At 64.5% G+C, this 15,422-nt stretch carries 16 protein-coding genes; 1 reads left to right on the forward strand and 15 read right to left on the reverse strand.

The window, feature by feature from the left end; translation table 11 throughout:
• Positions 1–206 precede the first annotated feature (206 nt).
• From RFM40_RS24230 to RFM40_RS24300, 15 genes are all read right to left on the reverse strand, one after another.
• Positions 207–1,226 (reverse strand): nucleotidyltransferase family protein, encoded by a 1,020-nt coding sequence (locus RFM40_RS24230; protein WP_320278380.1) that lies wholly within the window; start codon positions 1,224–1,226, stop codon positions 207–209.
• 377 nt (positions 1,227–1,603) lie between these two features.
• Positions 1,604–2,590 (reverse strand): dihydroxyacetone kinase subunit DhaK, encoded by a 987-nt coding sequence (gene dhaK, locus RFM40_RS24235; protein WP_320278381.1) that lies wholly within the window; start codon positions 2,588–2,590, stop codon positions 1,604–1,606.
• A gap of 23 nt (positions 2,591–2,613) precedes the next feature.
• A complete protein-coding gene (locus RFM40_RS24240; RefSeq protein ID WP_320278382.1) occupies positions 2,614–3,045 on the reverse strand; it encodes a hypothetical protein in 432 nt (143 codons plus the stop codon).
• 7 nt (positions 3,046–3,052) lie between these two features.
• Positions 3,053–4,627, reverse strand: coding sequence for a phosphoenolpyruvate--protein phosphotransferase (gene ptsP, locus RFM40_RS24245; RefSeq protein WP_320278383.1), 1,575 nt, complete (start codon positions 4,625–4,627; stop codon positions 3,053–3,055).
• Positions 4,628–4,668: 41 nt separating this feature from the next.
• Positions 4,669–4,971, reverse strand: coding sequence for an HPr family phosphocarrier protein (locus RFM40_RS24250; RefSeq protein WP_320218493.1), 303 nt, complete (start codon positions 4,969–4,971; stop codon positions 4,669–4,671).
• Between the two features lie 19 nt (positions 4,972–4,990).
• A complete protein-coding gene (gene dhaM / locus RFM40_RS24255) occupies positions 4,991–5,380 on the reverse strand; it encodes a dihydroxyacetone kinase phosphoryl donor subunit DhaM (protein ID WP_126056833.1) in 390 nt (129 codons plus the stop codon).
• Complete coding sequence (gene dhaL / locus RFM40_RS24260; protein WP_320278384.1) at positions 5,380–5,979, reverse strand: dihydroxyacetone kinase subunit DhaL; 600 nt, start codon at positions 5,977–5,979, stop codon at positions 5,380–5,382. Before dhaL ends, dhaM begins: the two co-directional genes overlap by 1 nt.
• Positions 5,980–5,989: 10 nt before the next feature.
• On the reverse strand, positions 5,990–7,630 hold the full coding sequence (locus RFM40_RS24265) for a dihydroxyacetone kinase subunit DhaK (RefSeq protein ID WP_320278385.1): 1,641 nt from the start codon (positions 7,628–7,630) through the stop codon (positions 5,990–5,992).
• Positions 7,631–7,696: 66 nt separating this feature from the next.
• Positions 7,697–8,710, reverse strand: coding sequence for an ABC transporter ATP-binding protein (locus RFM40_RS24270; RefSeq protein ID WP_320278386.1), 1,014 nt, complete (start codon positions 8,708–8,710; stop codon positions 7,697–7,699).
• Positions 8,703–9,809: an ABC transporter ATP-binding protein gene (locus tag RFM40_RS24275; RefSeq protein ID WP_320278387.1), complete on the reverse strand. Its 1,107-nt coding sequence runs from the start codon at positions 9,807–9,809 to the stop codon at positions 8,703–8,705. The genes RFM40_RS24270 and RFM40_RS24275 overlap by 8 nt, the downstream gene beginning before the upstream one ends.
• A gap of 2 nt (positions 9,810–9,811) precedes the next feature.
• Complete coding sequence (locus RFM40_RS24280; protein WP_320278388.1) at positions 9,812–10,015, reverse strand: hypothetical protein; 204 nt, start codon at positions 10,013–10,015, stop codon at positions 9,812–9,814.
• A 190-nt stretch (positions 10,016–10,205) separates the two neighbouring features.
• Positions 10,206–11,156, reverse strand: a complete 951-nt coding sequence (locus tag RFM40_RS24285; RefSeq protein ID WP_320278389.1) for a carbohydrate ABC transporter permease — start codon at positions 11,154–11,156, stop codon at positions 10,206–10,208.
• On the reverse strand, positions 11,153–12,100 hold the full coding sequence (locus tag RFM40_RS24290) for a carbohydrate ABC transporter permease (protein WP_320278390.1): 948 nt from the start codon (positions 12,098–12,100) through the stop codon (positions 11,153–11,155). The genes RFM40_RS24285 and RFM40_RS24290 overlap by 4 nt, the downstream gene beginning before the upstream one ends.
• Positions 12,101–12,208: 108 nt before the next feature.
• Positions 12,209–13,540, reverse strand: a complete 1,332-nt coding sequence (locus RFM40_RS24295; RefSeq protein WP_320218502.1) for an ABC transporter substrate-binding protein — start codon at positions 13,538–13,540, stop codon at positions 12,209–12,211.
• Between the two features lie 235 nt (positions 13,541–13,775).
• Positions 13,776–14,474 (reverse strand): PIG-L deacetylase family protein, encoded by a 699-nt coding sequence (locus RFM40_RS24300; RefSeq protein ID WP_320278391.1) that lies wholly within the window; start codon positions 14,472–14,474, stop codon positions 13,776–13,778.
• A gap of 23 nt (positions 14,475–14,497) precedes the next feature.
• Between RFM40_RS24300 and RFM40_RS24305 the strand changes: the two genes are divergently transcribed.
• On the forward strand, positions 14,498–15,388 hold the full coding sequence (locus RFM40_RS24305; RefSeq protein WP_320218504.1) for a DMT family transporter: 891 nt from the start codon (positions 14,498–14,500) through the stop codon (positions 15,386–15,388).
• Positions 15,389–15,422 lie beyond the last annotated feature (34 nt).

A 15,422-nucleotide genomic window follows, 5' to 3' on the forward strand; every position in this document is an offset into this window, starting at 1 on the left:
TGCGCCAAGCCGCATGACCAGCTTCATGGCCGCCCCTTTTTGCAGAACTTGACGCACACAACCGACGTAGCCTTCATAGGACGGAGACATTTATGAGGGCTTCGGCCGGCGAAGGCCGGAGCGGAGCGTACGTTTGAGTACGTGAGCACCGGAAGCGCAGAAAATGCCTTCAGATGGCCGCAGGAGTGGAGTTTCCAAATGGGCTCTCAGGCCGGATAGGGCCTCGGCCGGGCGAGCCGCTGAACCCAACGGAAGGCGTCGCGGCTGAGGCGCGAGCGCATCTTGTCCCGGGAATTGACGCGAAGCAGCATGTTGCCGGTGATCAGCCATTTGGCGAGCCGTATCGACAGATCGGGCTTGATGCGGTTGGCGAGCTCGATCGCGTGTGGCTCGTCGAACAGGCGTCCGGTCACGTTGAGGACGGTCGCCAGTTCGAGCTCGATGCCGGTCATGCGCGCGGCCTCGAGCAGCCGCGCTTCCGCCTCTGGCGACTGCAGCGCGCGTACCCCCTGCAGCACGTCGACACAGAGCTGCAGCCGGTGGAATTTGTGGCCGCCGGCGGCGTGAACGATGGCGATGGTGAGTAGCGACGCCGGCGTATCGGTCTCGCCGCCGTCGATGACCTGCAGCTCACGAAAGCCGAGAGACAGGCGCCGCCGCATGCCGGTGTCGTGCACCAGATTGCCGTGCAGTTCGATCAGCAGGCTGGAATTCTCCTTCTCCAGCCATTTGAATTCCTGCAACTCATGCGATTGAGCCTCGCCACTGGCCAACTCGAAGCCGCATGCGGCGATCACGCCGTTGGCCGCGGCGATGCTGGCTGGATCGACCAGGATGTCGATATCGGTGAACGGCCGGTCGGCGGCATGGCGGTAGAGTTTTCGCGCGAAGACCGGACCCTTGACGATGCGGGCCGGAACGCCCTTCGCCGCCAGCGCCTTCATGATGCGGTCGCCGTGATATTGCAGCAGCATTGATTGCCCGGTCGCGATCGTCGCCTGGTCGCGCAGCTCGGAGAGCCTCTGCTGCAAGGCGGGATCTTCCGGCAGCTTGGCGTCGCCGATTTCCCGAAGTTTGCGCAACATGATCGGCAGCACGCCGTGGAACTCGGCATTGGCAAGAAGCGCCATAAGGGGCCCGGCCGACAGCGCCCAGGTTACCCGAGCCTGGGGGTCGGCAAAGGATAACAACAGCTTTTCATCGGCAGGCGAAAGAGGTGGCAGCATGAACCCGGTCGAAGCGTGGGCACTAGAGCGGTTCACCGTTTCACCGAAACGCTGAACCGCTCTATCTCTTTGTTTTTACGCAATTCCAGACGGAAAACCGTTACACACTTTTCCTGGAATTGCTCTAACAGACAATACTGCGAATATGTCTGCGGAAAAAGCATCGTGGAAAGTGGCGTAAGCCGGCGGAACCGGCCGCGAATTGACTTTGCGAGGGGTTTTCCTTCATTCTTGACCTGGATTCGGAGGGTGATGAAATGACCAGGAAGAAGTACGAGGCGCCTGTCCTGCGCAAGGCTGGGAAGCTGTCCAGCGTCGTGGCCGGTGCGCCGTCGAAGGCGGTTTAACATTACGCGGCTTCGGTCTGGCTGAAGCCGCTACATACCCCAGCGCAGCGCCGCCGTGTGAACCGGCGCATCCCATAGCGCCGTCATTTCATCGTCGAGCATGGTCAGCGTGATCGAGCAGCCGGCCATGTCGAGCGACGTCACATAGGAGCCGACCAGAGAGCGGGTCACCCTCACGCTGCTCCTCTCGAAGATTTTGCGGGCGCTGTTGTACATCAAATAAAGCTCCATCGACGGCGTGCCGCCGAAGCCGTTGACGAACAGCAGCGCCGGCCCCTTTGCCCGTCCGCCAAGATCGCCGAGGATCGCCGCGCAGATCTCCCCGGCGATGGCGTCGGCGCTCCTCAGTGAATCGCGCCGTCGGCCGGGCTCGCCATGGATGCCGACGCCGAACTCCATCTCGTTGTCGCCGATTTCGAAAGTCGGCCTGCCTGCCGCAGGCACCGTGCAGCTTGTCAGCGCCACGCCCATCGAGCGCGTCGCGCCGTTGACGCGATCGCCGAGCGCCTTGAGCTCGGGCAGCGCCATGCCTTGCTCGGCCGCGGCGCCGACGATCTTCTCCACCACCAGCGTGCCGGCAACACCGCGCCGGCCCGTGGTGTAGGACGAGTTCTCGACTGCGACGTCGTCATTGGTCACCACCTGCTGGACGCCTTCCGACATCTCGGCGGCCATGTCGAAATTCATCACGTCGCCTTCGTAGTTCTTGACGATGAACAGGCAGCCGGCGCCGGTGTCGACGGCCTGCACCGCCGCCAGCATCTGGTCGGGCGTCGGCGAGGTGAAGACCTGGCCGGGGCAGGCGGCGTCCAGCATGCCGTGGCCGACCAGCCCGCCATGCAGCGGCTCGTGGCCGGAGCCGCCGCCCGAGATCAGCGCAACCTTGCCCGGCTTGAGCTCCTTGCGGCGGACGAATTTGTGCTCCTCGCCGAGCGCGAGGATGTCGGAATGCGCGGCGACGAAGCCGTCGAGGCTTTCGGTCAGAACCGTGTCCACCGAATTCAAGAATTTCTTCATGGCAGTCCTCCCGATTGAGTCGCTTAGCCGCTGCCCTTGCCGGCGATACTGGTGATCTTCTGGATGAATTCGTTGATCGCCCGGTCGAGCGCGGCGTTTTGCTTGTCGTCGCCGAAATCCGGCACGATGAGCGAGACATGGCGCGTCTTGCGCGGACCCGAAGCCGCCGGCAGCTTGCCCGGATGCGCCTGGTGATAGGCGGCGAGGAACTGGTCGCGCTCGGCCGGGCTGAAATGGCAGACGGAAAAGATGGACGGCAAATGCTTCGACGGAATCGGGATCGAATAGGCCGGGCTTGAGATCTGCGTGACGAAGCTGCGGTGCTTGCCGAGCGCATCGGCAAGCCGCTGGCGCATGCCCGAAGGCCGCTGGTCGATGACCTGCGACAGGATCGTCTTGTAGGCGCGGATCGCATCTTCCGAGCCGGCTTCCTGTATCTTGGCTGCCTTGGGCATGCCGCGCTTATACCGAGACGTCCGCGATGGCCGCCTTGGCCATTGCAAGTTGCGCCGGCGCGACCGAAAGATCGCGCAGGCCGGCCTCGAGCAGCGCCGGAATGGCGGCCGGATCGCCGCCGGCATCGCCGCAAAGGCTGACCGGAATCCCTTTCTTCCGTCCGAAAGTGGCGACCGAAGCGATCAGTCGCAGGACGGCCGGGTGGCGGACCGAATTCAGATACCCGACGGCGGCATTGTCGCGTGCCGCCGCCATCACATATTGCGTCAGGTCGTTGGAGCCGACCGAGAAGAAGGCGACATTGGCGAAGGCTTCCGGCGCGATGGCGACAGCCGGCACCTCGACCATGATGCCGAGTGGCGGCAGCTTGTGCGTAACACCGCGCGTCGCGAGAGCGGCCTGCTCTTCGGCGAACAGCGCTGCGGCTTGGGCATACTCCTCGGCCGTGGCGATCATCGGAAACATCACCTTCAGATTGCCGTGTATGGCGGCGCGCAGCAATGCCCGGATTTGCACCCGGAATATCTCGCGCCGCGCGAGCGACAGCCTGATGCCGCGCAGGCCGAGAAACGGGTTGGTTTCCTCGACGGTGAAGCCAGGAACCGGCTTGTCGCCGCCGGCATCGACGGTGCGGATGGTCACCGGTTTTTCTCCGGCCCACTCCAGCACCTTGCGATAGGCCTGGTACTGCGTTTCCTCGTCCGGCAGCGTCCTGCCGAACAGGAACTCCGTCCGCATCAGGCCGACACCGTCGCAGGTATCGATGTCGATGCCGTCGACATCGGAAGGATAGGCAATGTTCACTTGCACCCGCACGGGGGTGCCGGCTTTGGTCACCGCCGGCTGGGTGAGAAAAGTCAGCGCCTTGCCCTGGCGCGCCGCGAAGGAGGAGGACGACTGCCGGAAGGCCTCGATCTCCGCCGGCGAGGGCGAAACCACGATGGCGCCATGCTCGGCGTCGAGCAGTGCGTTCCCCGTGGGTTTATCCGCAAAAGCGCCAAGCCCCACCACCATCGGCACGCCGCGCGAGCGCGCCAGCATGGCGACATGGCTGGCCGTGCTGCCGCCCTTGAGCGCGATGCCGCCGCCTCTGCTCCAATCGGTTTCGAGGAAGCGCGTCGGCGCGATGTCCACGCCATGGAGGATGGCGCCCAAAGGCGCAGCGGCCTCGCTGTCGTCGCTCAGCGCCCGCAGCACCTGGTCGCGGATGTCGCGCAGGTCGGCGGCGCGCGCGCGGAAATAGTCCTGGTCGGACGCCTCATAGCCGGCGATTTCGGCGTCCAGCGCCTGCCGCCAGGCAGCATCGGCCGGCTGCCCGGAGCTGATCGCCGCGAGGGCTGGACCGCTCAGCGCGTCGTCCTCCAGCATGGCGATGTGGAATTCGAGTATGCCGGCGGCGTCGCCATCGGCGGCTTCGATCAGCGTGGTCAGCCGGCTCACCGCCTTGCCGATCGCCGCCTTCAGCGCCGCTTTTTCCTCGGCCGCGCTCGCCTTGCCTCTATAGGCAGCCGGGGACTGGTCGAGGTCGAACAGCGGACCTTCGGCATAGCCGGCCGAGGCGGGAATACCCTCAATCCGCATGGCCCGCATTCCTTGCGGGTTCGAGGCCATATTCGTCGGTCTCAAGCGGACCGGGCATGGTCCCTGTCCTCGTCGAAGTCGCGCTGCACCAGGTCGACCAGCGCGCCGACCGCTTGCTCAGCGCCGTCACCTCGCGCCCTTATGTGCAGCACCGTTCCCTTCGGCGCCTTGGCCGCCATCACCTTGACGATGCTCTTGGCGTCGAACCAGGGGCCGTTGGCGGCGACGGCCACTTCCACCTCGGCCGCGAACGATTTGGCGAGCTTGGTGAACTTCACCGAAGGGCGCGCGTGCAGGCCCACCTCGTGGGTGATCAGAACCGTGGCTTCGGCGGATGCGGACATTCAGTCGGTTCCCGTTCACTCACGACGGCGACAATTCATGCGCCGTCGCCACCACTTCCTTCAGCGAGGCGCCGCCGGAGGCTTCCGTCGCCGCCATCACCGCGCCCTCGACGATCGGCGCGTTGCAGACGACTATTCTGTGGGAGCGCGGCTCGCCGATCATCTCGACCGCCATCTCGCTGTTGGTCTCGGCGCCGCCGAGATCGACCAGGATGGCGACGCCCGCTTCCGACCAGGCCTTGTCGATCGCGCCCATGATCGCCTCGACGCTGGTTCCGAGCCCGCCATGGCCGTTTCCGCCGCACCACGCAAGCGGCACTTCGTCGCCGACCATCTGGCGCACCATGTCGGCCGTGCCTTCGGCGACCAGCGGCGAATGCGATACGATGACGATGCCGACATTGCTCATCAAGAACCCTCGATCGCTTCAGCGACTGCGCGCACCAGCAACGCGGTCGAGCGCGCCCCGGCGTCCATATGCCCGATCGAGCGCTCTCCCAGGAAGGAGGCGCGCCCGCGCAGGGCCTTCATCGGCACGGTAGCCTCAGCCGCGTGATCGGCGGCGTCGGCGATTTCGTCAGCCGTCTTGCCTTGCGCAAGCGCCTCATACACCGGTTGCAGCACGTCGAGCATGGTTTTTTGCCCGGGCTGCGATTTGCCGCGCGCCGAAACCGCCTCGATCGCCTTGCTGAGCGCCGCCGTCAGCGCGCCTCGGTCCGGCGCTTGGGGCAGTTCCTTGCCGAGGGCCATGAACAGCGTGCCGAACAGAGGGCCCGAGGCACCGCCGACGGTCATCACCAGCTTGGTGCCGACCGCCTTCAGCGCGTCCGGCAGCGGTTTTGCCGCGATTGCGTCCTTTTCGGCGCGCACCGCCTCGAAGCCGCGCTTCATATTCAGCCCATGGTCGCCGTCGCCGATCGCCTGGTCGAGCGCGGTCAGCTCCTCGGCATGCGTTGCGATCGTGTCCGCCGCCGCCGCGATCAATCGTGAGAAATCGGATGCGGCCATCGCCTGTCCTTCAAGCCGGGGCGAACATGGCCGCCACGGCCGCGAACGCTTCGGCCACCGCAAAGGCGCCCGGATCAACTATGTCAAGCTGCCGGCCGATATAGGCGGAGCGGCCGGCCTTCGCCTTCTGGATCGCGGCGGTAGACTCGGCACCATGCCGCGCGGCCTTGGCTGCTGCCTCCAGCCCGTTCGCGTCGAGCGCTTTCAGCGCCGGCTCCAGCGCATCGACCATGGTGCGGTCGCCGACCTTGGCGCCGCCGTAAAAGGTCATGCGGTCGAGGCCGGCGAGCAGCGCCTTGCCGAGCGGCGCGCCGCCGCCGAGCGACTGCGCCGATGCTGTGAAGAAGATCGACAAAAGCACGCCGCTGGAACCGCCCATCGAGGTGCCCAGCGTTTCACCGATCGCGGCAAGCGTTTCGGCCTTGTCGGCAAGCGGCAGCGTGCCGATACGGTCGAGCACGCTGCGCGCGCCTGTCGTCACCGTCGACCCGGTGTCGCCATCGCCGGCCTTCGCGTCGAGGCCGTTCAGCGTCTCCTCTAGCGAGATCAGCTTTTCGCAGACGGCGGTGATCAGCCGCTCGGCGCCGGTGTCGCGGCTGGCCGCTCCGGCGGCATCGCGGCTTGCCGGTTTGGCCGCTGCCACCACAACCGGCGGGCTAACCGGTCTCGCCGGCAGCCAGGCATGCGGGCCGACCGGCGCCCGCAGCGCGGCTTCGCGCTCCGCGTCCAGCTTGATCAGCGACAGCGAGAAGCCGTTCATGTTGAGCGCGGTCATCAGATGCCCGGGACCCATCGTCATCGTCACTGACTTGGCCAGCGGCGAGGATAGCACCGCATTGGCGATGAGCGACATTTCGAGCGGCGGCACCGATCCGAGATTGTTGATCAGCAAGGCGTAACGGCTGCCGGCGTCGAGCCGCGCGGCGAGGCGCTCGGCCATGATCGCGACCAGCTTGCTGGCGCTCTGCAGGGCGATGCGTTCGACGCCTGGTTCGCCATGGATGCCGAGGCCGAGCTCGCCGTCGTCGGCGCCGAAGCGGTCTTCATGCGTCTGTCCCGGGATCGAGCAGGAGGAGAGCGAGATGCCCAGCGAAACAGTGTCTCTCGCCGCCGCGCGGGCCGCCGCGGCGACCGACGCCAGGTCATGCCCGGTTTCAGACAGATGCCCGGCGATCTTGTGCACGAACAGTGTGCCGGCGACGCCGCGCGGCTGCGCGATGTCGGGCAGTGCGATGTCGTCGCCGACGATCACCATCTCGACCGCAAAACCTTCGGCGCGCGCTTTTTCTGCGGCCAGCCCGAAATTGAGCCGGTCGCCGGTATAGTTCTTGACGATCAGCAGGCAACCGGCCGGCCCCGTCGTCGCGCGGATCGCCTGCAGCACCGCCTCGACGCTGGGCGAAGCGAAGATCTCGCCCGAGACGGCGGCCGTCAGCATGCCGGCGCCGACGAAGCCGGCATGCGAGGGCTCGTGCCCAGCGCCGCCGCCCGAAACGACGCTGACCTTCGTCTTGTCCCAGTCGGCGCGCAGCACGACCTTGACTTCGGGATAGCCGTCGAGGCGCGCCAACGTGCCTGCGCCTGCGGTCGCAAGAAAGCCGTCGAGCGCTTCGGTGACGATCGTCTCTTTGCGGTTGAAAAAGTGCTTCATGGATTTCGTCCAGTCCGTATATGCGGTCGTCAATCGGAATGTGGCGGATGCGAGAGTGCGAGCCGGCTACATCAGTCGTTGCCCGTCCAAGCCAAAATAAAGCGGCGAGCGGTAGCGGATGGTCACCCTGTCCCCCTTTTCGAGCGGCGTGTCGGGATCGGTGAGTGTTACCAGCTTCTTTGTTCCGACCGTCACATGCAGATGGTTCTGGTCGCCGAGATGCTCGACCCAGTCGACGACACCATCAGCATGACCATTCGCCGCCTTCTCGATCGACAGATGCTCGGTGCGCGCGCCGATCGTCGTCGTGCCGGTCGGCGCACCGCCGTCGGGCAGCAGCCCGGCCGGCAAAAGGTTGATAGCCGGCTGGCCGAGGCGGGCCGCGACATGAAGGTTTGCCGGCTCAGAATAGATGGCGCGTGGCGTGCCGATCTGCACCAGCACGCCATCGGAGAGGATGCCGATGCGGTCGGCCATGGTCATCGCCTCGATCTGGTCATGCGTGACATAGAGCATGGTGGCGCCGAGCTCGGACTGGATGCGCTTCAGCTCCAGCCTGAGGTCGGCGCGCAGCTTGGCGTCGAGCGAGGACAGCGGCTCGTCCATCAGGTAGATCGCGGGTTTCCGCACCAAAGCGCGGCCGATGGCGACGCGCTGCATCTCGCCGCCCGACAGCTTGGTCGATCGATTGCCGAGCTTGTGGTCGATGCGCACCATGCGCGCCACTTCCTCAACGCGGCGGCGGATCGCCTCTTCGGGGAAGCGCCGCGCCGGCGAACGCAGCGGAAAGGCGAGATTGTCGAAGACCGAGAGATGCGGGTAGAGCGAATATTGCTGGAAGACGAAGGCGGTGTCGCGCTCGGCCGGCGACAGCGTCGTCGCGTCGCGGCCGCCGATGCGGATCGCGCCGCTGTCCGGCCGCTCCAGCCCGGCGATCAGCCGCAGAGTCGTCGTCTTGCCGGCGCCGGTCGGGCCGAGCAGCACGACGAATTCGCCGTCCTTGATCTGCAGGTCGAGATTGCTGACCGCGACGGTCTCGCCGAAGCTTTTGGTCACGCCTTGAATATGGACGTCAGCCATGGCGCGCCTCCGCGGCCTGATCGTGCATGGCGGTTTTCACCGCGCGTCCAGTGCCTTTCTCGAACAGCGACAGCCGCGCGCTGCTCAACGCCAGCCCGACCTGCTCGCCGGGATTTAGATGGATGCCGGCCGGCACGCGGGCCTTGATGATGCCGTCCGCCGTCTCCACCGCGACGATCTGCGTGGTGCCGAGATATTCGGTGCCGTAGATCGCGCCGCGCAGCTTCGAGGCGTCGTCGAAGCGGATGTGCTCGGGCCGGATGCCGAGCGCCATGTCGGCGGGTGCCACGTCCTCGCGCACCTCCGGCACCGCGACCTTGGCGCCCTGCACGACGATCTCCTTCGCGCCCCTGGCGAGCCCGCCGCCGAAGCGCAGGAAATTCATCGGCGGCGAACCGATGAAGTCGGCGACGAACATCGTCGCCGGCCGGTCGTAGATTTCGCGCGGGCTTCCGAACTGCTCGATGACGCCGTGGTTCATCACCGCTATTTTGTCGGCCATCGACATCGCTTCCATCTGGTCGTGCGTGACATAGACGGTGGTGGCGTGGATGCGGTTGTGCAGTTCGCGCAGCTCATGGACCATGAGGTCGCGGAACTCAGTGTCCAAAGTGCCGAGCGGCTCGTCCATGAGAAAACATTTCGGCCGCCGCACGATGGCGCGGCCGAGCGCGACGCGCTGGCGGTCGCCGCCGGCAAGGCCGGAAACCGATTTGTCGAGCAAATGGTCGATGCGCAGCAGCCTCGCGGTCTCTTCGACCCGCTCGCGGATCTCGGCCGACGCCATGCCTTGCGCCAGCAGCGGGAAGCCGATGTTCTTGCGCACATTCATGTGCGGATAGAGCGCGAACAGCTGGAAGACGAAGGCGATGTCGCGCTCGCGGGCGCGGCGCATGGTGACGTCCTCGCCGCCGAGCAGGATCTTGCCGCCGGTCGGCAGTTCGAGGCCGGCGATCATTCTGAGCGTCGTCGTCTTGCCGCAGCCCGACGGCCCCAGCATGACGAAGAACTCGCCGTCCTCGACGACGAAATTGGAATCCTGCACGGCGACGAACTCGCCGAAGGCTTTTCTGAGGTTCTGAACACGGATCTCGGCCATGTCTATTCCGGGAATTTCGAGACGATGATGAACATGGCCGTGCCGGCGAGCATGGTGACGAAGGAATAGCTGTAGAGCGACAAGGCGAAAGGCTGGAACAGCATCAGGAAGCCGATGGCGATGATCGCGGTGGCGATGTTTTCCACAAGGCCGCGCCTTGCCCAACGAGGCCAAGAAGAGCGCTTGGAGACTATGGGACGGTTCATGCCGCGCCCCCTTCCTTCTCCCCGTTCACGGGGAGAAGGTGGCCCGAAGGGTCGGATGAGGGTCGGCGCAAACGCGCCAGACTAACGCAAACGTTGGAGCTGCCCCTCATCTGCCTGCCGGCATCTTCTCCCCATAAACGGGGAGAAGGGACGCTGCCGCAGCGTCGGTTCCATACTTGCTGAGAATTCATCATTTGCGCACCGCGCCGAAGGTGATGCCGCGCAGCAATTGCTTGCGGAGCAGGATGGTGAACACCAGGATCGGCACCAGGAAGATCGTCGTGCCCGCGGCCACCGCCGGCCAGTCCTGGCCGCCTTCGCCGATGATGGTCGGGATGAATGGCGGCGCGGTCTGCGCCGTGCCGGAGGTCAAGAGTGCCGCGAACGCATATTCGTTCCAGGCAAAGATCAGGCAGAAGATGGCGGTTGCCGCAATACCGGTCGTCGCTTGCGGCAGCACGGTGCGCCAGAAGGCCTGCAGCCGCGTATAGCCGTCGATCATCGCCGCCTCTTCATATTCGCGCGGGATCTCGTCGATGAAGCCCTTGAGCAGCCACACCGCGAGCGAGACGTTGACCGCGGTATAGAGCAGGATCATGCCGAGCGCGGTGTCGGAGAGGCCGATCTCGCGGTACATCAGGTAGATCGGGATCGCCACCGCGATCGGCGGCATCATGCGCGTCGACAGGATGAAGAACAGAAGATCGTCGGCCAAAGGCACCTTGAAGCGCGAGAAGCCATAGGCCGATAGCGTGCCGAGGAACACAGCGCAGAAGGTCGAGCCGAAGGCGATGATCAGCGAGTTGACGAAGCGCGGCAGGAAGTTCGACGGCCCGGCGATCACCATGTTGCGCTTGCGCACCGTCTCGTCGCAGAAGCCGGTCGCCGGCCCGAGCGAGTTGATGTATTCCGGCGTCTGGCGGGTTCTTGTCGTGAACAGGTTGCAGTAGCCCTCGATGCTCGGCTGGAACACGATCTTCGGCGGATAGGCGATCGAATCCGGCGGCGTCTTGAAGCTGGTGGCGAATATCCAGAGCAGCGGCACGATCGAGATCAGCGCGTAGCCGACGACGAGCGCGCCGGCGATCCGTTTCGAGTTCGCCGAAGGTGCGACGACGGAATGGGCGGTGGTCAGGCTCATCTCTGCTTCACCTTGTTGAGCGCCTTGACGTAGATGTTGGCGAGACCGAACACCGCGACGAAGAGGATGATGGCGAAGGCCGAGGAATAGCCGGTGCGCCAGCTTTCGAAGGCCTGCCGCTTCAGCGTGATCGAGGCGACCTCGGTGGTCGAGCCGGGCCCGCCGCCGGTCAAGAGATTGACCATGTCGAACATCTTGAAGTTCTCGATGCCGCGGAACAGCACCGCCAGCATGATGAAGGGCAGCGCCATCGGCAGCGTGATCGACCAGAACTGCCGCCAGTTGGAGGCGCGGTCGACCTCGGCCGCTTCATAGATGTATTCGGGGATGGAGCGCAGGCCGGCGAGGCAGATCAGCATCACGTAAGGCGTCCACATCCAGGTGTCGACGATGATGATCGCCCATGGCGCCAGCTCGACATTGGACAGCATCTGCACATTCGTCGGCGGGATGCCGGTGAGGAAGGAGACCGCATAGGCGAACAGCCCGATCTGCGGCTCGTAAAGGAAGCGCCAGAAATTGCCGACCACCGCCGGCGACAGCATCATCGGTACCAGGATGATCGTCGTCCAGAAGGCGTGGCCGCGGAATTTTCTGTCGATCAACCAGGCCAGCGTGAAGCCGATCACCGTCTGCAGAAGGATCGTCCAGAAGACGAAATGCGCCGTCGTCTGCATGGCGATCCAGATGTCCTGGTCGCCCAGGATGCGCCGGTAGTTGGCGAGGCCGAGATTCTTCACCACCTCGTTGGGACGGTTGGCGCGGTAATTGGTGAAGGAGAGATAGATCGCCCAGAACAGCGGGAAGATGTTGACTGCCAAAAGCAGAAGGATCGTCGGCGAAATGAACAGCCAGGCGAGGCCCTTGTCGCTGATGCCTCGGATCTTCTTGGCCAACGGCTCCGGTGTCGCCCGGGCAACATTGTCCGCGGTCCGATTGAGCATGGTTAGTCCTGCATCGGTCACTGGTCAGTCTCGGCGATGGAATTTATCTGAACTGCGTCCCGTGCCAAGGGCGGCACGGGACGCGTGGTCGCGCTCGGGAGGAGCCGCTCACATCTTGCCGTCGTCCTGGAACACTTGCGTCCAGTCCTTGACGAGGCCGTCCAGCGCGTCCTTGGCCGAGCCCTGGCCGGCGACGACATAGTCATGGAAGCGCTTCTGCGAGGCCTGCAGCAGCGGCGCGTAGCTCGGCTCCGCCCAGAAGTCCTTCACGATGGCCATCGAGTCGAGGAAGGCCTGCGCATAGGGCTGGCTGGACGGGAACTTCGGATCCTTCACGACCGAGTTGAGGCAGGAGTAGCCGCCGAGCGACCACCATTTGGCCTGCACGTCCTTGTTGGCGAACCACTTGATGTATTTCAGCGCCGATTCCTGCTTGTCGGAGTAGGAAACCACCGAAATGCCCTGGCCGCCGAGCTGCGCGAACTGGTCGCCGTCGGGCCCTTTCGGATTGACGAAGTAGCCGATTTTGTCGCCGCCGACATTCTCGTCCTTCTGCAGGCCGGGCCAGGTGAAGGCGAAGTTCATGTGCATCGCCACCTGTCCGGATTTGAAGGCGTCGACTCCTTCGCCCATGTAGCTATTGGAGGCCCCGGGCGGCGTGCAGCAATCATAGAGCGCCTTGTAGAATTCCAGCCCCTTTACCGACTTCTCGGAATTGACGAAGCCTTCCATCTCGTAGGGCTTCTTCGGATTCTCGTACTGGAAGCCGTAGCTGTAGAGCACGTCCATGGCACCCATGGTGATGCCTTCCGAGCCGCGCTCGGTGTAGATCGAGGCGCCGTAGACGGTCTTGCCGTCGATCTGCCGCTTCTGGAAGAATTCGGCGATCTGCTTCAGCTGGTCGAAGGTGGTCGGCGGGGCGAGATCCCAGCCATATTTTTCCTTGAACTCCTTTTGCAGCTCCGGCCGCGAGAACCAGTCCTTGCGATAGGTCCAGCCGACGACGTCGCCCATGGCCGGCAGCGCCCAGTAGTTCGGCGTGTTCTTCGGCCATTCCGAATAACCGACGACGGTCGCCGGCACGAAGTCGTCCATGCTGATCTTCTCCTTGTCGAAGAAGTCGTTCAGCTTGACGTAGTGGCCGTTCTCGGCGGCACCGCCGATCCACTGGCTGTCGCCGATGATCAGGTCGCAGAGCTTGCCGTGCGAGTTGAGCTCGTTGAGGAAGCGGTCGGCATAGTTGGTCCACGGCACGAACTCGAACTTCATGCCGATGCCGGTTTCCTTGGTAAAATCCTTGGACAGTTCCACGAGCGCGTTGGCCGGATCCCAGGCCGCCCAGCAAAGCGTCAGGTCTTCCGCATGCGCGACGTTCGAGACGGCGGTCGACGCGGTGATCGCCGAGGCCAGTCCCAACGCCAGTTTCCAGGTCGATTTCATGCCTTACCTCCCATTTGCGAAACACGTCCGGATGACGGTTTCAAAAGCCCCTCGACCCTCGCTCCTCCGAGGGCCTGAACATGACGCGCGATGCGCCGCCGATGTTTAGTAATTTGTTTAGTGATGCTCTTTTTACTAAACAACGCAAGCGAATTCGTTGCTGCGCCGCAGCATGGCGAAACGGGCAGTTGAAATCGTTGAAAAATAGTCGCCGGCCGATCCGGCCGGTCGCTTGTCAGCCGGCTTGCCTGACGATCTTCGTGCTCACCATGACCGGCCGGATAGCCGGCGCCGGCGGCAGCAATTCGCAGATGTCGGCGAAGTGAAAGACGGGCTCGAAGCGGAAGGCCTCGGCCAGCGCGCCGGGCGCGCCATTGCACTGGCCGGCGCGAAATTCGTTTTGCGTGCGCGCGCCGTCGACGAAGCGCTCGGGATCCTGCGAACGGTGCGCGCGGATCGCTTTCGCCTTGATGTCCCAGTGACGCGAGATCTCGACATAATGCGTCGGCGAAAAGCCCGTGCCGCCGAGCGTGTCGGCATGCAGCACCGGCACCGCGAAGGATGCCGCGATGCGCACGCCATCCGACAGCGCGCGGTGGTCGCCGTGATAATCGTTCGGCGCATGGGTGATCGCGAGATCGGGCTTCACCTCGCCGACCAACGCTTTCAGCGCGCCGATGAGCGCGGCGTCCGCAACCAGCGCCCCGTCGGGGAAGTCGAGGAAGCGCGGCGTGACATCGAGCAGGCCGGCCGCAACGGTCGCCTCTTTGCGCCGCGCCTTGGCAAGCGCCGCCGGATCGCCCTTGCCGCCCTTGGCGCCGTCCGTGGCTATCGCAAAAGTGAGCTCTGCGCCTAGCGCCGCATAGGCGGCCAGCGTACCGAACATGAATATCTCGATATCGTCGGGATGAGCCCCCAGCGCCAGTATCTTCACTTCTCTTCTCCCGGAATGGAAACGTGCCGAACGGAATCCTGCTCGCCCTGATCGCCTATGCAAGCTATTCATGCAGCGATGCCGTCATCAAGAGCCTGGGCGGGCAGTTCACGGTCTTCGAGATCGGCTTCTTCGTAACTTTATTTGCCGGCTGTTTCCTGTTCTTCACCCGTCCGGCCGATGAGCGCTGGCGCGACTTCTGGCGCACCAAACGGCCGTGGGCGGTGCAGGCGCGCGCCTGGGCGGGCATCGCGTCGGGCGTGCTCAGCGTCTATGCCTTCACCACCATCCCGCTGGCTGAAGTCTATGCGCTGATCTTCCTGGCGCCTTTGCTGGTGACCATCCTGTCGACCGTCATCCTGAAAGAGAGCGTTGGGCCTTGGCGGTGGCTTGCCGTCGTCGCCGGCTTTGCCGGCGTCATGCTGGTGGTGCGGCCAGGCTTTCGCGAATTGCATCTCGGCCATCTTGCCGCCTTCGCCAATGCCTTCCTCGCCGCCACTAGCGTCATCCTGATGCGCTCGCTCGCCCAGCAGGAAAGGCGCACGACGATCCTCGGCGCGCTGGTCGGCTATGGCCTGCTGTTCAACGGGGTCGGCACGGCCGCGACGTCGTTCTCGCTCCCCAGTGCCGGGCAACTGATTTGGCTGATGCTGGCCGGCATCTTCACCGCAGGTGGACAATTGCTGCAACTGCTTGCCGTCAAATATGCGCCGGCCAACCGGATCGCGCCGACGCATTATTCGCAGATCGTCTGGGCCGTGGTGCTGGGCGCGTTCTTTTTCAACGAATATCCGGACATGCTGACGATGGTGGGCCTGGCCGTCGTCGGCGCTTCCGGACTGCTCACCATGGTGCGTGAGGAAGTGCGGCTTGGCACGGTGCGCTGGAACCCGTTTACGAGGACAAGGCTCTGATTTGCTGAGCGGTTGCGCGCTGACCTTGGCCGCT

Origin of the sequence: Mesorhizobium captivum, assembly GCF_033977165.1 — a bacterium.
Classification (GTDB): Bacteria; Pseudomonadota; Alphaproteobacteria; order Rhizobiales; family Rhizobiaceae; genus Mesorhizobium; species Mesorhizobium captivum.

Coding starts and splice junctions, on each gene's coding strand:
- RFM40_RS24230 (WP_320278380.1), bottom strand. CDS start 1,226: ATGCTGCCACCTCTTTCGCCTGCCGATGAAAAGCTGTTGTTATCCTTT.
- dhaK (WP_320278381.1), bottom strand. CDS start 2,590: ATGAAGAAATTCTTGAATTCGGTGGACACGGTTCTGACCGAAAGCCTC.
- RFM40_RS24240 (WP_320278382.1), bottom strand. CDS start 3,045: ATGCCCAAGGCAGCCAAGATACAGGAAGCCGGCTCGGAAGATGCGATC.
- ptsP (WP_320278383.1), bottom strand. CDS start 4,627: ATGCGGATTGAGGGTATTCCCGCCTCGGCCGGCTATGCCGAAGGTCCG.
- RFM40_RS24250 (WP_320218493.1), bottom strand. CDS start 4,971: ATGTCCGCATCCGCCGAAGCCACGGTTCTGATCACCCACGAGGTGGGC.
- dhaM (WP_126056833.1), bottom strand. CDS start 5,380: ATGAGCAATGTCGGCATCGTCATCGTATCGCATTCGCCGCTGGTCGCC.
- dhaL (WP_320278384.1), bottom strand. CDS start 5,979: ATGGCCGCATCCGATTTCTCACGATTGATCGCGGCGGCGGCGGACACG.
- RFM40_RS24265 (WP_320278385.1), bottom strand. CDS start 7,630: ATGAAGCACTTTTTCAACCGCAAAGAGACGATCGTCACCGAAGCGCTC.
- RFM40_RS24270 (WP_320278386.1), bottom strand. CDS start 8,710: ATGGCTGACGTCCATATTCAAGGCGTGACCAAAAGCTTCGGCGAGACC.
- RFM40_RS24275 (WP_320278387.1), bottom strand. CDS start 9,809: ATGGCCGAGATCCGTGTTCAGAACCTCAGAAAAGCCTTCGGCGAGTTC.
- RFM40_RS24280 (WP_320278388.1), bottom strand. CDS start 10,015: ATGAACCGTCCCATAGTCTCCAAGCGCTCTTCTTGGCCTCGTTGGGCA.
- RFM40_RS24285 (WP_320278389.1), bottom strand. CDS start 11,156: ATGAGCCTGACCACCGCCCATTCCGTCGTCGCACCTTCGGCGAACTCG.
- RFM40_RS24290 (WP_320278390.1), bottom strand. CDS start 12,100: ATGCTCAATCGGACCGCGGACAATGTTGCCCGGGCGACACCGGAGCCG.
- RFM40_RS24295 (WP_320218502.1), bottom strand. CDS start 13,540: ATGAAATCGACCTGGAAACTGGCGTTGGGACTGGCCTCGGCGATCACC.